17 protein-coding genes are annotated in these 16,735 nt (G+C 72.7%); 5 read left to right on the top strand and 12 right to left on the bottom strand.

What is annotated here, in order from left to right:
• The first annotated feature begins 62 nt into the window (after window positions 1-62).
• Window positions 63-1,769 (top strand): helix-turn-helix domain-containing protein, encoded by a 1,707-nt coding sequence (locus AB0316_RS04655; RefSeq protein WP_366270861.1) that lies wholly within the window; start codon window positions 63-65, stop codon window positions 1,767-1,769.
• A gap of 21 nt (window positions 1,770-1,790) precedes the next feature.
• Here AB0316_RS04655 and AB0316_RS04650 read toward each other — a convergent pair whose 3' ends face one another.
• Window positions 1,791-2,228, bottom strand: coding sequence for a VOC family protein (locus tag AB0316_RS04650; RefSeq protein ID WP_366270859.1), 438 nt, complete (start codon window positions 2,226-2,228; stop codon window positions 1,791-1,793).
• 134 nt (window positions 2,229-2,362) lie between these two features.
• A complete protein-coding gene (locus tag AB0316_RS04645; protein ID WP_045191048.1) occupies window positions 2,363-2,554 on the bottom strand; it encodes a BldC family transcriptional regulator in 192 nt (63 codons plus the stop codon).
• Between the two features lie 391 nt (window positions 2,555-2,945).
• Between AB0316_RS04645 and AB0316_RS04640 the strand changes: the two genes are divergently transcribed.
• On the top strand, window positions 2,946-3,140 hold the full coding sequence (locus tag AB0316_RS04640) for a DUF3073 domain-containing protein (RefSeq protein ID WP_142181019.1): 195 nt from the start codon (window positions 2,946-2,948) through the stop codon (window positions 3,138-3,140).
• 263 nt (window positions 3,141-3,403) lie between these two features.
• On the opposite strand, the gene purM is transcribed toward AB0316_RS04640, so the two are convergent.
• From purM to AB0316_RS04600, 8 genes are all read right to left on the bottom strand, one after another.
• Window positions 3,404-4,534 carry a phosphoribosylformylglycinamidine cyclo-ligase gene (gene purM, locus AB0316_RS04635; RefSeq protein WP_366270856.1) on the bottom strand — a complete coding sequence of 377 codons (1,131 nt, stop codon included), beginning with the start codon at window positions 4,532-4,534 and terminating at the stop codon, window positions 3,404-3,406.
• Window positions 4,535-4,734: 200 nt separating this feature from the next.
• A complete protein-coding gene (locus AB0316_RS04630) occupies window positions 4,735-5,652 on the bottom strand; it encodes a hypothetical protein (RefSeq protein WP_366270854.1) in 918 nt (305 codons plus the stop codon).
• A 253-nt stretch (window positions 5,653-5,905) separates the two neighbouring features.
• Window positions 5,906-7,468 carry an amidophosphoribosyltransferase gene (gene purF, locus AB0316_RS04625; RefSeq protein ID WP_366270852.1) on the bottom strand — a complete coding sequence of 521 codons (1,563 nt, stop codon included), beginning with the start codon at window positions 7,466-7,468 and terminating at the stop codon, window positions 5,906-5,908.
• A 26-nt stretch (window positions 7,469-7,494) separates the two neighbouring features.
• A complete protein-coding gene (thpR, locus tag AB0316_RS04620) occupies window positions 7,495-8,067 on the bottom strand; it encodes an RNA 2',3'-cyclic phosphodiesterase (protein WP_366270850.1) in 573 nt (190 codons plus the stop codon).
• Complete coding sequence (locus AB0316_RS04615; protein ID WP_366270848.1) at window positions 8,064-9,272, bottom strand: CaiB/BaiF CoA-transferase family protein; 1,209 nt, start codon at window positions 9,270-9,272, stop codon at window positions 8,064-8,066. The genes thpR and AB0316_RS04615 overlap by 4 nt, the downstream gene beginning before the upstream one ends.
• The gene (locus tag AB0316_RS04610; RefSeq protein WP_366270846.1) at window positions 9,269-9,532 is read right to left on the bottom strand and encodes a hypothetical protein; all 264 of its coding nucleotides are present in this window, start codon (window positions 9,530-9,532) and stop codon (window positions 9,269-9,271) included. Before AB0316_RS04610 ends, AB0316_RS04615 begins: the two co-directional genes overlap by 4 nt.
• Before the next feature lie 14 nt (window positions 9,533-9,546).
• Window positions 9,547-9,909, bottom strand: coding sequence for a sterol carrier family protein (locus AB0316_RS04605; protein ID WP_366270844.1), 363 nt, complete (start codon window positions 9,907-9,909; stop codon window positions 9,547-9,549).
• A gap of 46 nt (window positions 9,910-9,955) precedes the next feature.
• On the bottom strand, window positions 9,956-10,837 hold the full coding sequence (locus AB0316_RS04600) for an LLM class flavin-dependent oxidoreductase (RefSeq protein WP_366270842.1): 882 nt from the start codon (window positions 10,835-10,837) through the stop codon (window positions 9,956-9,958).
• A gap of 22 nt (window positions 10,838-10,859) precedes the next feature.
• Here AB0316_RS04600 and AB0316_RS04595 point away from each other — a divergent pair, with 22 nt between their 5' ends.
• Genes AB0316_RS04595 through AB0316_RS04585 form a run of 3 tightly spaced genes read left to right on the top strand, consistent with a single transcriptional unit; the run spans window position 10,860 to window position 13,536 of the window.
• Window positions 10,860-11,651 carry a GNAT family N-acetyltransferase gene (locus AB0316_RS04595; RefSeq protein ID WP_366270840.1) on the top strand — a complete coding sequence of 264 codons (792 nt, stop codon included), beginning with the start codon at window positions 10,860-10,862 and terminating at the stop codon, window positions 11,649-11,651.
• On the top strand, window positions 11,648-12,466 hold the full coding sequence (locus AB0316_RS04590; RefSeq protein WP_366270838.1) for a fused MFS/spermidine synthase: 819 nt from the start codon (window positions 11,648-11,650) through the stop codon (window positions 12,464-12,466). The genes AB0316_RS04595 and AB0316_RS04590 overlap by 4 nt, the downstream gene beginning before the upstream one ends.
• A gap of 53 nt (window positions 12,467-12,519) precedes the next feature.
• Window positions 12,520-13,536: an LLM class flavin-dependent oxidoreductase gene (locus tag AB0316_RS04585; RefSeq protein WP_366270836.1), complete on the top strand. Its 1,017-nt coding sequence runs from the start codon at window positions 12,520-12,522 to the stop codon at window positions 13,534-13,536.
• 83 nt (window positions 13,537-13,619) lie between these two features.
• On the opposite strand, the gene purL is transcribed toward AB0316_RS04585, so the two are convergent.
• Together purL and purQ are read right to left on the bottom strand one after the other, a co-directional pair.
• Window positions 13,620-15,938 (bottom strand): phosphoribosylformylglycinamidine synthase subunit PurL, encoded by a 2,319-nt coding sequence (gene purL, locus AB0316_RS04580; RefSeq protein ID WP_366270834.1) that lies wholly within the window; start codon window positions 15,936-15,938, stop codon window positions 13,620-13,622.
• On the bottom strand, window positions 15,935-16,630 hold the full coding sequence (purQ, locus tag AB0316_RS04575) for a phosphoribosylformylglycinamidine synthase subunit PurQ (RefSeq protein WP_366270832.1): 696 nt from the start codon (window positions 16,628-16,630) through the stop codon (window positions 15,935-15,937). Before purQ ends, purL begins: the two co-directional genes overlap by 4 nt.
• Window positions 16,631-16,735: the final 105 nt, after the last annotated feature.

The following is a 16,735-nucleotide window of genomic DNA, read 5'->3' as shown; positions in this document are numbered from 1 at the left end:
TGCGGCCAGACCTGGGGCCTCCACTTGTGCCCCCGGCACAGTCGCGCGTGCCACGATGGCGTATGCCGTCCGCGTCCCCCCGCTCGAACGCACCCTCGTCGACCGGCTCCTCCGCGGCGGGCGCCACCACGCGCACCTCGTCGACGACGCCGGTGGGGCTGCCGGTGGCGCAGCTCGCCGACACGCTCGGCGGCGGCCTGCTGACGGTCGTCGTCCACGCCGGCGGCCGCGCCGTCGACGACGTGACCCTTGCCGAGCCAGGCTCGGGCGTCTTCGGGCAGGCCGGCGATCTGCTCCTGGGCGTCGGCGTCGACCGGCCCGCCGACGCCGTGGCGCTGCTCGAGGGCGCCGCGGCCGTGGGCAGTGGCGCAGTCGTCCTGCGACGCGCCGCTGCGCGTGACCAGCAGGTGCGCGCGGCTGCTGCCCGCCTCGGCGTCAGCCTCGTCGAGCTGGCCGAGCACGCCTCGTGGGCGCACGTGGTCTGGCTGCTGCGCGGCGTCCTCGACCGGGCGGCGAGCGGGCCGGCGGTGCGCGCCGAGGGGCCCGTCCTCGACGAGCTCTTCGCCCTCGCCGATGCGTGCGCGGGCCTGGTCGGTGGCCCGATCACCATCGAGGACACCCAGTCCCGGGTGCTCGCCTACTCCTCCATCCAAGACCTGGCGGACCCGGCACGCGTGTCGACCATCGTGGGCCGCCGCGTCCCCGACGCCGTGCTGGCAAACCTCCGCGGCCGCGGTGTCTTCCGCAGGCTCGCCCGCTCCGACGACCCCTTCTTCGTGCCGGCCGGACGCGGACTCGGCCCGCGCGTCGTCGTGCCGGTGCGCGCCGGCACCGAATGGCTGGGCTCGATCTGGGCCGTCGTCGACGAGGCGCCGAACCCCCAGGTGCTCTCGTCGCTGGCACAGACCGCATCGGTCGTCGCCCTGCACCTGCTGCGGCTGCGCTCGCAGGCCGACCTGGCCCGTCGGGTCTCCGCCGACCGGCTGCGAGCCGTGCTGAGCGGTGACACCGTCGACATCGAGGGCTGGCTCCCGGCCCCGCCGTGGCGGGTCGTCGTGCTCTCCGGCGCCTACCGGCCGCGCAGCACTGCTCCGGGACCGGCCGACTCCGCCCAGCCCGCCCACCCCGCCGGCTCAGCGGATCCGGCCGCTCCGGTGGACGTCGAGCGGGAGATCGACGTCTGGGAGGCCGCCGCTCGCAGGCGCTCGTGGCGCCACCCCCTGCTCGCCGGGTTCGACGGCAGCGCCCTGGCCTTGGTCAGGGACGCCCCCGGCGACAGCTCTCCCGGCACGTGGACCTGGCTGCTGGCCCTCGTCGACGAGGTCGCCGGCCTCACCGCCACGGCCACCGCGAGCGCGGGCGGACCGGTCTCGCGGACGGTCGACCTCGGCCGCTCCCGGCGCGAGGCCACGGAGGTGCAGCGGCTTCGCGCCCTCGGCCGCGTGACCGGCACCAGCACGACGGTCGAGGACGCCTGGGCCGCGGTCACCAACGCCCGTGCGGTCGGCGGCATCTGGACCGAGGAGCTGCTCGGTCCGGTCTCGGTGCTGCGCGAGCACGACGAGACCCACGAGACGGCATACCTCGAGACGCTGGCAGCGTGGCTCGACCACCCGGGCGACCCGAGGGCGGCCGCGGCGGGCGTCCACGTGCACCCCAACACGCTGCGCTACCGGCTGCAGCGGCTCTCGGACCTCGTCGAGCTGGACCTGCACGATCCCGAGACAAGGCTGGCCCTGCGGCTGCAGCTGCGCGCGCTGGGCCACTGAGCGCCGGGCCCCGAGGCCCGGCTACTGCTCGCCGAGGTGGACGGTGCCGTCGCCGTCGATGCGGAAGCCGGGATTGTGCACGAAGTCCCAGCGGAAGCCGTCGGGGTCGGCCACGCAGGCACTGACCCCGCCCCACTCCCGAACGGCAGGGGCGGCCACGGAGGTGGCCCCGGCAGCCAGGGCGACCGCATACAGCTGCTGGACCTGCTCGGCCGTGTCGACGTTGTGCCCGAGCGACATGGGCGGCGCGGAGGGCCCGTGGGCCACGTCGCCGTACTCGCCCGGCATCCGGGCCACGTCCCAGAGCGCGAGCAGCTGCCCGGGCGCGCACTGCACGAACGCGATCTCGCCGGGCAGGTGCACCACGCACCGGAATCCCAGCCCCCGGGCGTAGAAGTCCAGGGAGCGCTCGACGTCGCGGACGCCGAGCGTGATGACGGTGACCTCGGGTCCGCTCATGCCCCTGACGCTACGACGCCACCCCGACAACGGGCCCCTGCGCCCGCCGATCCCCGGTGACAGTCGGGGGATCAGCTGCGTTGTGCCGTCCCCCGACCGCCCGACCGGTTGTCACCCCCAACTGAAGGTCGAGCTCAGTGCCCGCCACCCAAGAGATCGCGAACCTCTGACTCGCGATATCTCCGGTGCCCACCGAGCGTCCTGATCGAAGTCAGCTTCCCTGCCTTGGCCCACCGGGTGACCGTCTTCGGGTCCACTCGGAAGAGGGCCGCCACTTCTGCAGGAGTGAGCAGCTTCTCGGTCTCGTGTCGATCCTGAGTCGTCATGTTCATTTCCCCACCACCCTGTCGCTAGGTGCAGCGACACGCATGCGCCCCATTCGGAGCCCAGTAAAGCAAGGGTAAAGTCTCGACGCTCCCAATGACAGGTAAACACTGAAAAGAGTCAAATCGACCTGCTTCTGGCCTCCTGGGTGTATACAGGCCGCGGGCCCCGCCCTCGACGCCGCGACACGCAGGCCGGCGTCGCCCACCAGGTCGGTCCTCGGTCGGTCCTCGGCGAGCCGGGGGTCCGGCGGGCGCAGGAACGCCGGCACTCATGTAGCGTTAGCCCCACGAGAACACACACATTCCCGGGCCCGCTACGCGTACATCGAAGAGCCGCTCGGCTCTCCGACGAGCGATGCCGTCCCGGCACGACGCACGAGGGGGTCACGCCATGGGGCGCGGCCGAGCCAAAGCCAAGCAGACCAAGGTCGCACGGCAGCTCAAGTACTACACACCTGACACGGACTTGAGCGCGCTGGAGCGTGAGCTGCACGGACCGTCGCAACGCGACGGTGCCAACCAGCCACGGTCCGTCGACGACGACGAGTACGACGAATACGGCAAGTGGGTCTCGGGCGAGCGCTGAGTCGCCCGCCTTCCTCTTCCGTCTGCACCTCGTGTGTCGGGTGTCCGCGCCCGGCATGCGTCCGTGCTGCCCTCGAGGCGTTCGGTCCTGCGCCGCCTGACCGGTCGACCGTCTCGGTGACGCAACGAAGCCCGCACGCCCATCCCGGGCGCGCGGGCTTCGTCACGCGATGACGTATGCCGTGTGGCCGGCCGTCCCGAAGCGCTGCGGCCCGTGGGCAGAACGGTCTTGGTGCGCTGGGCGCGCGGCCGGGTCGTCGGCGCTCAGGCCGTCGGGTGCGTGCCGACGACCTGGACGGCGCCGCCGTCGACGCCCTTGGCGCCACGCACGATCTCGACGCCCTCGGCGACCAGGCCGTCGGCGTGCGCACGCTCCTCTGTCGCGACCTCACCGAGGCGCCAGGCACGGATGCCACGTGCCTCGCTGAGGGCGGTGGCTCGCTCGGCGTGCGCCTCGGGCAGCACGGCGACGAAACCGATGCCCTGGTTGAGGGTCCGCTCGATGTCGGCCTGGGGCACGCGGCCGAGGTCCTGGACGGTGCGGAACACCGCCGGCGGGGTCCACGTCGAGCGGTCGACGCGCGCGAAGGTGCCGGTGGGCAGCACGCGGGCGAGGTTGGCGGCCAGGCCGCCACCGGTGACGTGGCTCAGGGCGTGCACCTCGACAGCGTCGTCGGCGACGAGCTCGAGCAGCGGCTTGGTGTAGATGCGGGTCGGCTCGAGCAGCTCCTCGCCGAGGGTGCGCCCGAAGTCGTCGACGTGCCGGTCGAGATGCCACCCGGCGCTGGCGACGACCCGGCGCACCAGGCTGTAGCCGTTGCTGTGCAGGCCGCTGCTCGCGAGGGCCACCACGACGTCACCATCGGCGACGCGCTGGGGCCCCAGCACGGCGGCATACTCCACGACACCGGTGGCCGCGCCTGCGACGTCGTACTCGTCGGGGTCGAGCAGGCCCGGGTGTTCCGCGGTCTCGCCACCGACGAGTGCCACGCCGGCCTCCTCGCAGGCACGGGCGATGCCGCCGACTATGGCGGCGACGCGCTCGGGCACCACCTTGCCGGTGGCGATGTAGTCGGTCATGAAGAGCGGCTCGGCGCCGCAGACGACGATGTCGTCGACGACCATGCCGACGAGGTCGAAGCCGATGGTGTCGTGCCGGTCGAGCGCCTGCGCGATGGCGACCTTGGTGCCGACGCCGTCGGTGCTCGTGGCCAGCACCGGGCGGGTCATGCCGGCGAGGGCGCTCGCGTCGAACATCCCGGCGAAGCCGCCCAGGCCGCCCAGGACCTCCGGGCGCGTGGCACGGCGCACCGAGGCCTTCATCAGCTCCACCGCCCTGTCACCCGCCTCGACGTCGACTCCGGCCGAGGCATACGTGATGGGGGCGTCGCTCACGTCGCCCAGCCTACCGGCGCCGCGACCACCCCCACCCCACCGTCCACCACACCCTCCCCCTGCCCGCATCTGCCTGCATCCCCGATCCCCCGCTCCTGCACCGATTCGAGGTATCCCGTCGCGCTCCAGCGCGAAGGCGCACTCCAACCGCCTGCGGCGGAACTGAATCGAGGTGGATAGTCGCGGGCCGCCGCGCCGTTTCACCTCGACGTGGCGACGGCGAGACCGAGCGCAACCTGGGCCATGAAGGCCTCCTCGTGAAGCCGCAGGCCCACGCGGTCGATCCGAAGCACACGGTCGCCTGTGAGCACGACGGCGTTGCGGGTGAGGTTGTCGATGCTGACGGCCAGGCCTTCACGGTGCTGGGCACCATCGATCTCCACGACCAGAGCCCTTCCGTCCCAACGGACGTCGAGGTAGATCCGGCCCCTGGGGCCTTTGCGGACGACCTGACGCGAGGGCTCGGGCAGGCCTCTTGTCCTGCTGAGTCTGGCGAAGTCGAGCTCGCCGAGCGATTGGACGCCGAGGGCGACGTCTCCGACCACTGCCTTGATGAAACCTCGCCGACGTCGGCCCATGAAGCGCCGGGATGCCATGAGCAGGGCGTCGGGCGTGGTCAGGCGCTGCTGTATCGGCATGAGGAGCAGGAGCGCAGCCTGTCGATCGCTGACTGCCAACCCGGCCGCGCGGACGGCAGCCACCGCGGGACGCGTGCGCGGGATGCCGGACGGCACGAGCTCGTCTTCGAGGCGCCGGATGACCTTGTGGATGCGGGCTCCGTCGACCTTCGGGATGTCGTGGCTGTGGCGGACCGACAGATGGAGCACGGCCTCATCGAAGCCGGTCAGGCCGGAGGCGATCAGACTGGTGACGCCGTCGAGCACAGCGATGCGCTCTCCGACCTCCCACAGGGCACACCAGGCCCGAGCCTCGATGGGAAGCAGTCCACGGTGTACGGCTACCGCCTGGCGCCCGAGGGCAGCCCACCGTTCCGCCGCGATCTCGTTGCGGACGTGGTCGTGCGTGATGCCTAGCGCCCGCAGCTGTCGGCGTGAGACGACGCCGCCCTGACCCTCCGCCAGGTTCCGGGCCATCGCGCGACGTGCGGTTCCATCCATGCCCCCGAGGATGATGGCGCGCCAGCCCCGCAGCCGGAGCCTCATCAGACCCTGTGGAGAGTGGCTCACCGACGCCCGGGGATGTGGACGCAGGCAGTCGTCACTCGAATGAGTCGAGGTGATTCGTCGTGGCCGAGCGCGACGGCATACCTCCACCCGGGATCGCTCCCAGCGAGTCGAGGTGATTCGTCGCGGCCGAGCGCGACGGCATACCTCGACCCGTAAAGGCCGAGCCGGGCGCGGGGCAAACGCGTCAGGGGTGTTGGAGGGCGCTCTCGCCGCCGACGCCGACCCCGAGGCTGACGCCCTCGACGTCGACGGAGCGGTCGTGACCGGTGCGCACCGACAGCGGCAGCGTCTCGAGGACGTGCTTGCCGATGCGGCCGTCCTCGGGCAGCTCGATGGGGTACTTGCCGGTGAAGCACGCGGAGCACAGCTGGTCGGCAGGCTGGTTGGTCGCGCCGACCATGCCCTCCTCGGAGATGTAGCCGAGGGAGTCGGCGCCGATGGAGGCGCGGATCTCCTCGACCCCGAGGCCGGTCGCGATCAGCTCGGCACGCGTGGCGAAGTCGATGCCGTAGAAGCACGGCCACTGCACCGGCGGTGAGCTGATGCGCACGTGCACCTCCGCCGCTCCCGACTCACGCAGCATCCGGATCTGCGCACGCTGGGTGTTGCCACGCACGATCGAGTCGTCGACGACGACGAGGCGCTTGCCGCGGATCGTGTGCTCGAGCGGGTTGAGCTTGAGCCGGATGCCGAGCTGGCGCAGCGTCTGCGACGGCTGGATGAAGGTGCGCCCGACATAGGCGTTCTTGACGAAGCCCTGCCCGAACGGGATGCCCGACTCCTGCGAATAGCCAACGGCCGCAGGCACGCCCGACTCCGGCACACCGATGACGAGGTCGGCGTCGACGGGGTGCTCGCGGGCCAGCACCCGGCCCATCTCGACGCGCGCCTCGTGCACGACCCGGCCGCGGATGACGGCGTCGGGACGGGCGAGGTAGACGTACTCGAAGACGCAGCCCTTCGGCTGGGGCTCGGCGAACTTGTGCGAGCGCAGGCCGTCCTCGTCGATGACGATCAGCTCGCCGGGCTCGATCTCGCGGATGACCGCAGCGCCGATGGTCTGCAGGGCAGCGGTTTCCGAGGCCACGACCCAGCCGCGCTCGAGGCGGCCGAGCGCGAGGGGCCGCACGCCCCAGGGGTCGCGGGCGGCATACAGAGTCGTCTCGTCCATGAAGACGAAGGAGAACGCGCCGCGCAGCTTCGGCAGCAGCTCGAGGGCGGCCTGCTCGGGGGTGCGGTCCTCGTCGGCGGCGAGCAGCGTCGTCACGAGCGCGGTGTCGGAGGTGTTGCCGCGGGCCAGCTCGCCGGTGATGCGGGTGTCGCCGAAGTGCTCGTCGACGAGGGCCTTGAGCTCGACGGTGTTGATGAGGTTGCCGTTGTGGGCCAGCGCCAGCGTGCTGCGGCCGGTGCCGCCGAGCGTCGGCTGGGCGTTCTCCCACGTGGAGCCGCCGGTCGTGGAGTAGCGCGTGTGCCCGATGGCGATGTGGCCACGCAGGGAGCTCAGGGCGGTCTCGTCGAAGACCTGGGACACGAGGCCCATGTCCTTGTAGACGAGGATCTTCTCGCCGTCGCCGGTCGCGATGCCGGCCGACTCCTGCCCGCGGTGCTGCAGTGCGTACAGCCCGAAGTACGTCAGCTTCGCGACGTCCTCTCCGGGGGCCCAGACACCGAAGACCCCGCAGGCGTCCTGCGGGCCCTTCTCGCCGGGGATGAGGTCATGGTTCAAACGACCGTCGCCACGTGCCACCGGCCAAGTCTCCCACACCCGAGCGGTCAGTCCGCTCGCTCGACCCGCAACGGCAGCTCGGCAAGCACCTCGTAGCGTGGCCGCCGCCCCCGCCCCTGCCCGAGGTGCGACTCGACGAGCGCCACTTCCCGCACCTGCCACGCGGGTCCCTCCCAGGCGTCCAGCGCCCGGATCCAGCGGGTGGCCTCGGTCGGTCGGTGGAACCGCCCCAGCGTGACGTGCGGCGAGAAGCGGGTGCCGTCCGGCGTCGCGCCCACCGAGCCCGCGGCAATCCGTATGCCGTGTGCCACCGTCCCCAGGTCACCGCGCAGCTGCTCGACGCCGGCCCAGAGGATGCGGGCGGCATACGGGTTGGGGAAGGCGCCGGCGCCGGCGAGCCGCAGCACCAGCGGGTCGCGGCGGGCGGCGGAGCGGCCCAGCGCCTCGGTGAGCTCGTCGAGGCGTGCCTCGGGCACGGCGCCGAGGAAGGCGAGGGTGACGTGCCACTGGTGGCGGTCGGTCCATCGGATCTCGGGTCCGGCCTCGCGGCGCGGCTCGAGGTGCTCCTCGAGGTCGTCGAGCGCCTCGTCCGGAGGGACGACGGCGACGAACAGCCTCATGGCGTGCCGGAAGGGGCGACGTCCGCCTCGGCGGCCGCGCCGGACGCCAGCAGGGCGTCGACGTCGTCGATGCCCCAGGCGGTCAGGGCCGCGCGGGTGTCGGCGCCCGGCACGCTCGGTGGTGCACCGAGGGAGGCCGGCGTGCGGGAGAAGCGCGGTGCCGGTGCGGGCTGGACGGTGCCGTGGTGCTCGAGGTAGGTGCCACGCGCGGCCAGGTGCGGGTGCCCGGGTGCCTCGGCGTAGCTGAGGACGGGCTCGACGCAGGCGTCGGTGCCCTCGAAGACGGCGGTCCACTCGTCGCGAGTGCGCCGCGCGAAGGCCTGGGCGAGCAGCGACCGCAGCGCGGGCCACTGCCGCGGGTCGAGGCGATCGGGCGCGACGTCGGTGAGCTCGAGCAGCCGCAGCAGCTCGGCGTAGAAGGCCGGCTCGAGGGGACCCACGGCCATCCAGCCGCCGTCGCTCGTCTCGTAGACGTCGTAGAAGGGCGCGCCGGTGTCGAGGAGGTTGGTGCCGCGCCGGTCGGACCACAGCCCCGCGGAGGCGAGCCCCACGACGAGGGACGACAGGTGCGCCGTGCCGTCGACGATCGCGGCGTCGACCACCTGTCCGCACCCGCTGCCGCGGGCCTCGAGGAGCGCCGCAAGCACCCCGACGACGAGGTAGAGGGCGCCGCCGCCGAAGTCGCCGACGAGGTTGACCGGGACCTGCGGAGGACCTCCGGCGCGGCCGATCGCGTGCAGGGCGCCGGTGATGGCGACGTAGCCGATGTCGTGCCCGGCGGCGTGGGCCAGCGGGCCGTCCTGGCCCCAGCCGGTCATCCGGCCGTAGACGAGGCGGGGGTTGCGGGCCAGGCACTCGTCGGGGCCGAGACCGAGGCGCTCGGCGACGCCGGGTCGGTATCCCTCGACCAGGACTTCGGCCCGCTCGACGAGGGCGAGCGCGGTGGCCAGCCCGTCCGGGTGCTTGAGGTCCAGTGACACCGAGGGCCGGCCGCGGCGCAGCAGGTCGCGCTCAGGCTGCAGTGGCACCGGCAGGGCGCCCTCGCCGGGCCGGTCGATGCGGATGACGTCGGCGCCGAGGTCAGCCAGCAGCATGGCGGCGAACGGCGCGGGGCCGATCCCGGCGAGCTCGACGACGCGTACGCCTGCCAGCGGGCCGGGGCGCGCGGCATCCCCACCGCTCGCGCCGGCCCGTGCGGACGTCACGACGAGTCGCGACCCGAGCGGTCGAGGAGGATGCCGACGATGCCGGCGAGGCCCGTGCCGATGAAGGCGCCGAAGGCACCGATGTAGAGGGCGCCGCTCGTCGTCGAGTAGCCCTGCACCTCGTCGCCCATGATCGAGATCACGGCGCCGATGACGAAGCCGACCACGGCACCCGTGACGAGGAAGCGCTTGAAGTTCGGGACTCGCGGCTGGTTCGCGGGTCGCGTGTGCGGGGGTTTGTGGGAGGAGGGAAGCGTCACGGATCCAGCGTAGGTCAGACGAGCGGCAGAAGGCCGTCGAGGTGCGCCCGCCGGCCGCTGGCGCGCACGAGCGCGTTGGACAGGGCCGAGTCCCAGTCGAGGTCGCCGGTGGCGAGGCGAAGCCAGGTGGCGCCGTCGGTCTCGATGACGTTGGGCGGCGTGCCGCGGGTGTGGACCGGGCCCTCGATGCACTGCACGGCGCCGAAGGGCGGCACGCGCACCTCGACCGTGCGGCCCGGCGCGGTCGTCGCGAGCTCCTCGAGCGTGAAGCGCACGGCCGTGGCGGTCGTGCGGCGGTCGGCGGACCACTCGGCCGCGCGGCACTCCTCGAGGGCGGCGCGACCCTCGGCGACGGGGGTGCGGCGACGAGGTGGCATGCGGACAAGGCTAACCACGGCCTCCGACGGCCGACGCCAAGGCCCCTCAGCGCAGGCGGGGCATGACCTCCCCGGCGACCTGCTCGAGGACCTCCCGCGTGCCCCGGTAGGGCTCGGTGGGCCGCGGCCAGTGCGTGATGACGTCGGTGAAGCCGAGCTCGGCCGCCCGGCCCACGGCGTCCTCGAACGCCGCGACGGAGGTCAGCGAGAACGTCGGTGCGGAGTCGACATTGAGGTAGCGGGCGAAGGAGCTGCCCTCGCGGCCCGCCTCCGCCAGCGCGTCGTCGACGCGGCGCGCGAGACGCCCCACCAGCGCCCACCACTCCTCGTCGGTGTCGGCCGCGCCGCCGTAGGTCAGCCAGCCGTCGCCGCGCTCGACCGCCAGGGCGATCGACTTCGGCCCGTTGGCGGCGACGACGAGCGGCAGCACGTTGCCGACGTCGGCGCCACGCACCGGCCCGGGCAGGGTGCGCACGTCGCGGGCCGTGTAGAAGCGCCCCTCCTCGGTGACGTGGTCGTCGCGGAGCAGGCGGTCGAGCAGCCGGGTGAACTCGTGGAAGCGGGCGACCCGGTCGCGCAGCGGCAGGTCCTCCCCCATGATCCGGGAGTCGAGGTCGCCGCCGGTGCCGAGCCCCAGCAGGAAGCGGCCGCCGGAGATGTCGTGCAGCGCCAGCGCCTCGCGCATCAGCTGGACCGGGTGGTGGTTGTTGGGCGAGGACACGAAGGTGCCGAGCCCGATCCGCTCGGTCACCGCCGCCGCGGCGGCCAACGTCGGCAGCGCCGCGAACCACGGCGAGTCGGGCAGGCCGCCCCACGTGACGTGGTCGAACGTCCACGCGTGGTCGAAGCCCATCGCCTCGGCCTCGCGCCACATCGGCTCGGCTGCCGACCAGGAGTGCTCCGGCAGGATCGTCAGACCGAATCGCATGGCCCGACCGTAGCCTGTCCCGGTGACGACGAACTGGGACGCCGAAGCCGTGCTCGCCGCCTCCAACGCCTGGGCGTGGGTCCCGGACGGTGCTCCGCACGTGGCGAACGAGGAGTACCTCGTCGTCGCCTACCCCGACTGGTTCCTGGCCCCGACCTCCGCCCGGGTCTTCGGTTCGCAGCGGGACGCGGCCGAGCTCGCCGACGAGGTCAGCGCGGTGTCGCGTGGCTGGGGTCGCGACCGGCTGTGGTGGCGTCTGTCGGAGTTCACGAGGCCGTCCGATCTGGAGCCGGAGCTCCGGTCCCGGGGCGCCGTGGTCGAGGACCGGATGGACGTGCTGGCGCTCCCGCTCGCGGGCGGGCTGCCCGACCTCGCCGTGCCCGCGGACGTCGCGGTGCGCCAGGTCACCGACGAGCAGACGGTGCGAGACGCCCTCGAGGTCGTGAACGACGCGTTCGGCGGGCAGGAGATCACCGACGAGCAGGTCGCCACCAGCCTCTCGGAGGTTGAGGCCGGGCTCGCCGACGGCACCGGCGCCCGGTGGGTGGCCTACGTCGACGGGCGCCCCGCCGGCACGGGCGGCTACACGCTCGCCGAGGACGTATGCCGTCTCTGGGGTGGGGGCACGCACCGCTCGCTCCGCGGCCGCGGGGCCTACCGCGGGGTCCTCGCCGCCCGTCTCGCCGCGGCTCGCGAGGCCGGGGCCACCCTCGCCCTGACCCACGGGGTCGTGGACACCTCCTCCCCCATCCTGCGCCGCCTGGGCTTCACCCGCTACGGCGAGGAGCGCACGCTCGTCCTGGACCTCGCGTGAGTCCGGATCCCGTTGCGGCGCAGCACGTCTCGCTCGAGTGGGACGAGCGCGGCGGCGTCACCGTGCACATGGACGGGCAGCCGCAGTCCCACGTGCAGCCCGACGACCCGACCCTGCTCGTCTTCGAGTACGTCCAGCACCTCGCGCTCGCGATCGAGGCCCTGCCGTCCGGCCCCCTCGGCGTCACCCATGTCGGCGGCGCGGGACTGACACTGCCGCGGTGGGTCGAGGCGACAAGACCCGGCTCGCCGCAGATCGTGCTGGAGCCCGACGAGGCGCTCACCGACCTGGTGCGCCGCGAGATCCCCCTGCCCCGGCGCCACCGCATCCGCGTCCGCCCTGTCGACGGACTCGCCGGCTTGCGGGCGCTCAAGGACGACGCGGCCGACGTGGTCGTGACCGACGCCTACGCAGGAGGCCGGGTGCCTGCGGAGCTGGCCGGGACGGCATACGCCCGCGAGGTGGCACGGGTGCTGCGCCCGACGGGACTCGGCCTGTGGAACCTCGCCGACGAGCCGGGCATGCGCTGGGTCTCGCGCCTCATCGCCACCGTGTCGACGCTGCTCCCGCACGTCGCCCTCGTCGCGACACACGAGGTGCTCAAGGGTCGGCGCTTCGGCAACTCGGTCCTGCTGGCGAGCGCCGCGCCGCTGCCATCGGCGACGTTGCGCCGCGAGGTGGCCCGGGCGGCCCTGCCGACCGGGCTGCGAGAGGGCATGGCGCTGACGCGGCTGCTGGCCGGTGCCAAGCCGTTCGGCGAGGAGGGTGAGCAGAGTCCCCCTCCACCCGAGACGGGGAAGTGGCGCGCCCGCTGACGGCCGGCGGCGGGCGGCGGAAGGGTTCGCGGCCCTCGGGCGTTGGACAGTGCGTGAAGAACATCGGGTTTCTCTCGTTCGGGCACTGGACGCCGTCGCCGCACTCGCAGACGCGCTCGGCCTCGGACGCACTGCTCCAGTCGATCGACCTCGCGGTCGCGGCCGAGGAGCTGGGCGCCGACGGCGCGTACTTCCGCGTGCACCACTTCGCCCGGCAGCTGGCGTCGCCGTTCCCGCTGCTCGCGGCGGTGGGCGCACGCACGAGCCGCATCGAGATCGGCACGGGCGTGATCGACATGCGCTACGAGAACCCGCTCTACATGGCCGAGGACGCGGGGGCAGCTGACCTCATCGCGGGCGGCCGGCTGCAGCTCGGCATCAGCCGCGGGTCACCCGAGCAGGTCGTCGACGGCTTCCGCTACTTCGGCTACGTGCCGGAGGGCGACGACCACGCCGGGATGGCGCGCCAGCACACCGAGGTCTTCCTGCAGGTGCTCGAGGGCGAGGGTTTCGCCGAGCCCAGCCCTCGGCCGATGTTCCCCAACCCGCCCGGCCTGCTGCGCATCGAGCCGCACTCGCCGGGGCTGCGTGACCGCATCTGGTGGGGCGCCGGCTCCCGGGCGACCGCCGAGTGGACCGCCGAGCAGGGCATGAACCTGATGAGCTCGACCCTGCTCACCGAGGACACGGGCGTCCCGTTCCACGAGCTGCAGGCCGAGCAGATCTCGCGGTTCCGCGACGCGTGGCGCGCCGCCGGGCACGAGCGCGAGCCGCGCGTGTCGGTCAGCCGCAGCATCCTGCCCATCACGAGCGATCTCGACCGGCAGTACTTCTACCGCGAGACGGCCAGCCGTGACCAGGTCGGACACCTCGAGGGCGGCCTCGCCCGGTTCGGCAAGACGTATGCCGGTGAGCCCGACAAGCTCGTCCGTGAGCTCGCGGAGGACTCGGCGGTCGCGGCCGCCGACACGCTGCTCATCACCGTGCCCAACCAGCTCGGCGTCGACTACAACGCCCACGTGATCGAGAGCGTCCTCAAGGACGTCGCGCCCGGCCTCGGCTGGCGCTGACCCCGGTCGGTCGACACCGGAAGGGGCCGGGTCCGTCGGACCCGGCCCTTTCGTCAGCCCGACGAGGACGTCGGACCGGTGCGTCAGTCGCCGAAGACGGCCGGCAGCGTGAACCGGTGGGCTGAGCGCAGCTCGGCCACCGAGACGGCGAAGTGGCCGACGACATCGAGGTCACGGCCTCCGGTCACACCGATGCGCGCGTGCGGCAGGTCGCCGAGCAGTGCCTCGAACTCGGCGGCGTGGCCGGCCGGGACCGCGACGAGCGCGCGGGCGCTCGACTCGGAGAAGAGCGCGGTGAACACGTCGAGCGGGTTGCCGTCGGCGTCGACGCCGACCTGGTCGATGCCGTCGATCGTGACGCCGACACCGTGCCGGATGCATGCCTCGGCGAGCGCGATCGCGAGCCCACCCTCGGAGAGGTCGTGGGCCGCCTCGACGATGCCGGCTCGGGCTGCCTCGACCAGGACTCGCGCGAGCGCCTGCTCCGCCGTGAGGTCGACCTTCGGCGGCACCCCGCCGAGGTGCTTGTGGATGACGTGCGCCCACTCGGAGCCGTCGAGCTCGTCACGGGTGGCGCCGAGGAGGTAGACGTGGGCGTCGTCGCTGCGGAAGCCGGAGCCGGAGCGCTTGGACACGTCGTCCATGACCCCGAGGACGCCGATGACGGGGGTCGGGTGGATCGCGACGTCGCCGGTCTGGTTGTAGAACGACACGTTGCCGCCGGTCACGGGGATGCCGAGGAACTTGCAGCCCTCGGCGATGCCGCGGATCGACTCCCGGAACTGCCACATGACACCCGGGTCCTCCGGCGAGCCGAAGTTGAGGCAGTCGGTGACGGCGAGCGGCGCGGCGCCCGAGGTGGCGACGTTGCGGTAGGCCTCGGCGAGCGCGAGCTGCGCCCCGGCATACGGGTCGAGCTTCGCGAAGCGGCTGTTGCAGTCGGTCGAGATCGCGACCCCGCGGCCCGTCTCCTCGTCGACGCGGACGACGCCCGAGTCGTCGGGCTGCGCGAGCGCCGTGTTGCCGAGGACGTAGCGGTCGTACTGGTCGGTGATCCACGACTTGTCGCAGAGGTTGGGCGAGCCGATGAGCGTCAGCAGCTGGGCGCGGATCTCCTCGCCCGTCTGCGGCTTGGCGAGCTCGCGCGCGCCCGAGGCGTTCAGACCGTCGAGGTATGCCGGCCGCTCCAGCGGGCGGTCGTAGGTCGGGCCCTCGTGGGCGACCGAGCGCGGCGGCACGTCGACGATGGTCTCGCCGTGCCAGGTGATGACGAGGTGGTCGCCGTCGGTGACCTCGCCGATGACGGTGGCCTCGACGTCCCACCTGTCGGTGATCGCCATGAACTCCTCGAGGTGCTCCGGCGCGACCACCGCCATCATGCGCTCCTGCGACTCGGACATGAGGATCTCCTGCGGCTGCAGGCTCGCGTCGCGCAGCGGGACGAGGTCGAGCTCGACCTGCATGCCGCCGTCGCCGTTGGAGGCGAGCTCGCTTGTCGCGCAGGAGAGCCCGGCACCGCCTAGGTCCTGGATGCCGTCGACGACGCCGGCCTTGTAGAGGTCGAGGCAGCACTCGATGAGCACCTTCTCGGCGAACGGGTCGCCGACCTGCACAGCGGGGCGCTTGGTCGGGCCGCCCTCGTCGAACGTCTCGGACGCCAGCACCGAGACGCCGCCGATGCCGTCGCCGCCGGTGCGCGCGCCGAAGAGGATGACCTTGTTGCCAGCGCCGGACGCCTTGGCCAGGTGGATGTCCTCGACGCGCATGGCGCCGACGCACAGGGCGTTGACGAGCGGGTTGCCCTGGTAGCAGTCGTCGAAGACGACCTCGCCGCCGATGTTGGGCAGGCCGATGCAGTTGCCGTAGCCGCCGACACCCGCCACGACGCCGGGCAGCACGCGCTGGGTGTCGGGGTGGTGCAGGTTGCCGAAGCGGAGCGGGTCCATCACGGCAATCGGCCGGGCACCCATCGACATGATGTCGCGGATGATGCCGCCGACGCCGGTGGCAGCGCCCTGGTAGGGCTCGATGTAGCTCGGGTGGTTGTGCGACTCCACCTTGAAGGTGACGGCCCACCCGTCGCCGATGTCGACGACGCCGGCGTTCTCACCGATGCCGACGAGGAGCTTCTCGCGCATCTCGTCGGTGGTGTTCTCGCCCCAGAGCTTGAAGTGGATCTTGCTCGACTTGTAGGAGCAGTGCTCGCTCCACATGACGGAGTACATCGCGAGCTCGGCGATGGTCGGGCGGCGGCCGATGATCTCGCGGATGTTGGCGTACTCGTCGGCCTTGAGCCCGAGCTCGGCCCACGGCTGCTCGACGTCGGGCGTCTCGGCGGCGTGCTGCACCGTGTCGAGGACGGGCGCCACCGGCGCCGGCGGGACGGTCTGAGTGTCGCTCATGCGGTGGCTGCGCTCTCGAGGGTCTGCTTGATGATCGAGGTGAAGAAGCCGCGCCCGTCGAGGCTGGGGCCGTAGCCCTCCTCGACCGCGTGCTCGGGGTGCGGCATGAGCCCGACGACGTTGCCGCGCTCGTTGGTGATGCCGGCGATGTGGCGGTAGGAGCCGTTGGGGTTGCGCCCCTGCTCGTCGGGCACGTAGCGGAACACGACGCGCCCCTCGCCCTCGAGCTCGTCGAGCGTGCGCTCGTCGGCGACGAAGCCGCCCTCGCCGTTCTTGAGGACGATGGTGATCTCTTGGCCGGCCTCGAAGTCGGTGGTCCAGGCGGTCGAGGCGTTCTCGACGACGAGGCGCTGGTCGACGCAGTTGAACTTGCGGTGGTCGTTGCGGATCAGCGCGCCCGGCAGCAGGTGGCTCTCGGTGAGCACTTGGAAGCCGTTGCAGATGCCGAGGACCGGCAGGCCGCCCTGCGCGGCCGGCACGAGCGCGTCCATGACCGGCGCGAAGCGGGCGATGGCGCCGCAGCGGAGGTAGTCGCCGTAGGAGAAGCCGCCGGGGAGAATGACGGCGTCGACGCCCTTCAGGTCGGCGTCGCCGTGCCAGAGCGGGACGGCCTCGCCGCCACACTCACGGACGGCGCGCGCGGCGTCACGGTCGTCGAGGGAACCGGGGAACGTGACGACGCCGATCCTCACTGCGCGTCGCCCTCCGCCCGGCCGTGCTCGTGGTCGTTCTGGTGGTCGTTCTCGTGGCCGTCGGAACCCGACCCGTCCGAGTCCGCGTCCGAGTCCGAGTCGGCC

Source organism: Terrabacter sp. NPDC080008 (genome assembly GCF_040702505.1).
Classification (GTDB): Bacteria; Actinomycetota; Actinomycetes; order Actinomycetales; family Dermatophilaceae; genus Terrabacter.
Note: the sequence above shows the minus strand (reverse complement) of the source record. Positions and strands in the feature narration are given on the sequence as shown.

Excerpts from the sequence above, each read along its gene's own strand:
- AB0316_RS04655 (WP_366270861.1), top strand. The coding sequence starts at position 63 with ATGCCGTCCGCGTCCCCCCGCTCGAACGCACCCTCGTCGACCGGCTCC.
- AB0316_RS04650 (WP_366270859.1), bottom strand. The coding sequence starts at position 2,228 with ATGAGCGGACCCGAGGTCACCGTCATCACGCTCGGCGTCCGCGACGTC.
- AB0316_RS04645 (WP_045191048.1), bottom strand. The coding sequence starts at position 2,554 with ATGACGACTCAGGATCGACACGAGACCGAGAAGCTGCTCACTCCTGCA.
- AB0316_RS04640 (WP_142181019.1), top strand. The coding sequence starts at position 2,946 with ATGGGGCGCGGCCGAGCCAAAGCCAAGCAGACCAAGGTCGCACGGCAG.
- AB0316_RS04630 (WP_366270854.1), bottom strand. The coding sequence starts at position 5,652 with ATGGATGGAACCGCACGTCGCGCGATGGCCCGGAACCTGGCGGAGGGT.
- thpR (WP_366270850.1), bottom strand. The coding sequence starts at position 8,067 with ATGAGGCTGTTCGTCGCCGTCGTCCCTCCGGACGAGGCGCTCGACGAC.
- AB0316_RS04605 (WP_366270844.1), bottom strand. The coding sequence starts at position 9,909 with ATGCCACCTCGTCGCCGCACCCCCGTCGCCGAGGGTCGCGCCGCCCTC.
- AB0316_RS04600 (WP_366270842.1), bottom strand. The coding sequence starts at position 10,837 with ATGCGATTCGGTCTGACGATCCTGCCGGAGCACTCCTGGTCGGCAGCC.
- purL (WP_366270834.1), bottom strand. The coding sequence starts at position 15,938 with ATGAGCGACACTCAGACCGTCCCGCCGGCGCCGGTGGCGCCCGTCCTC.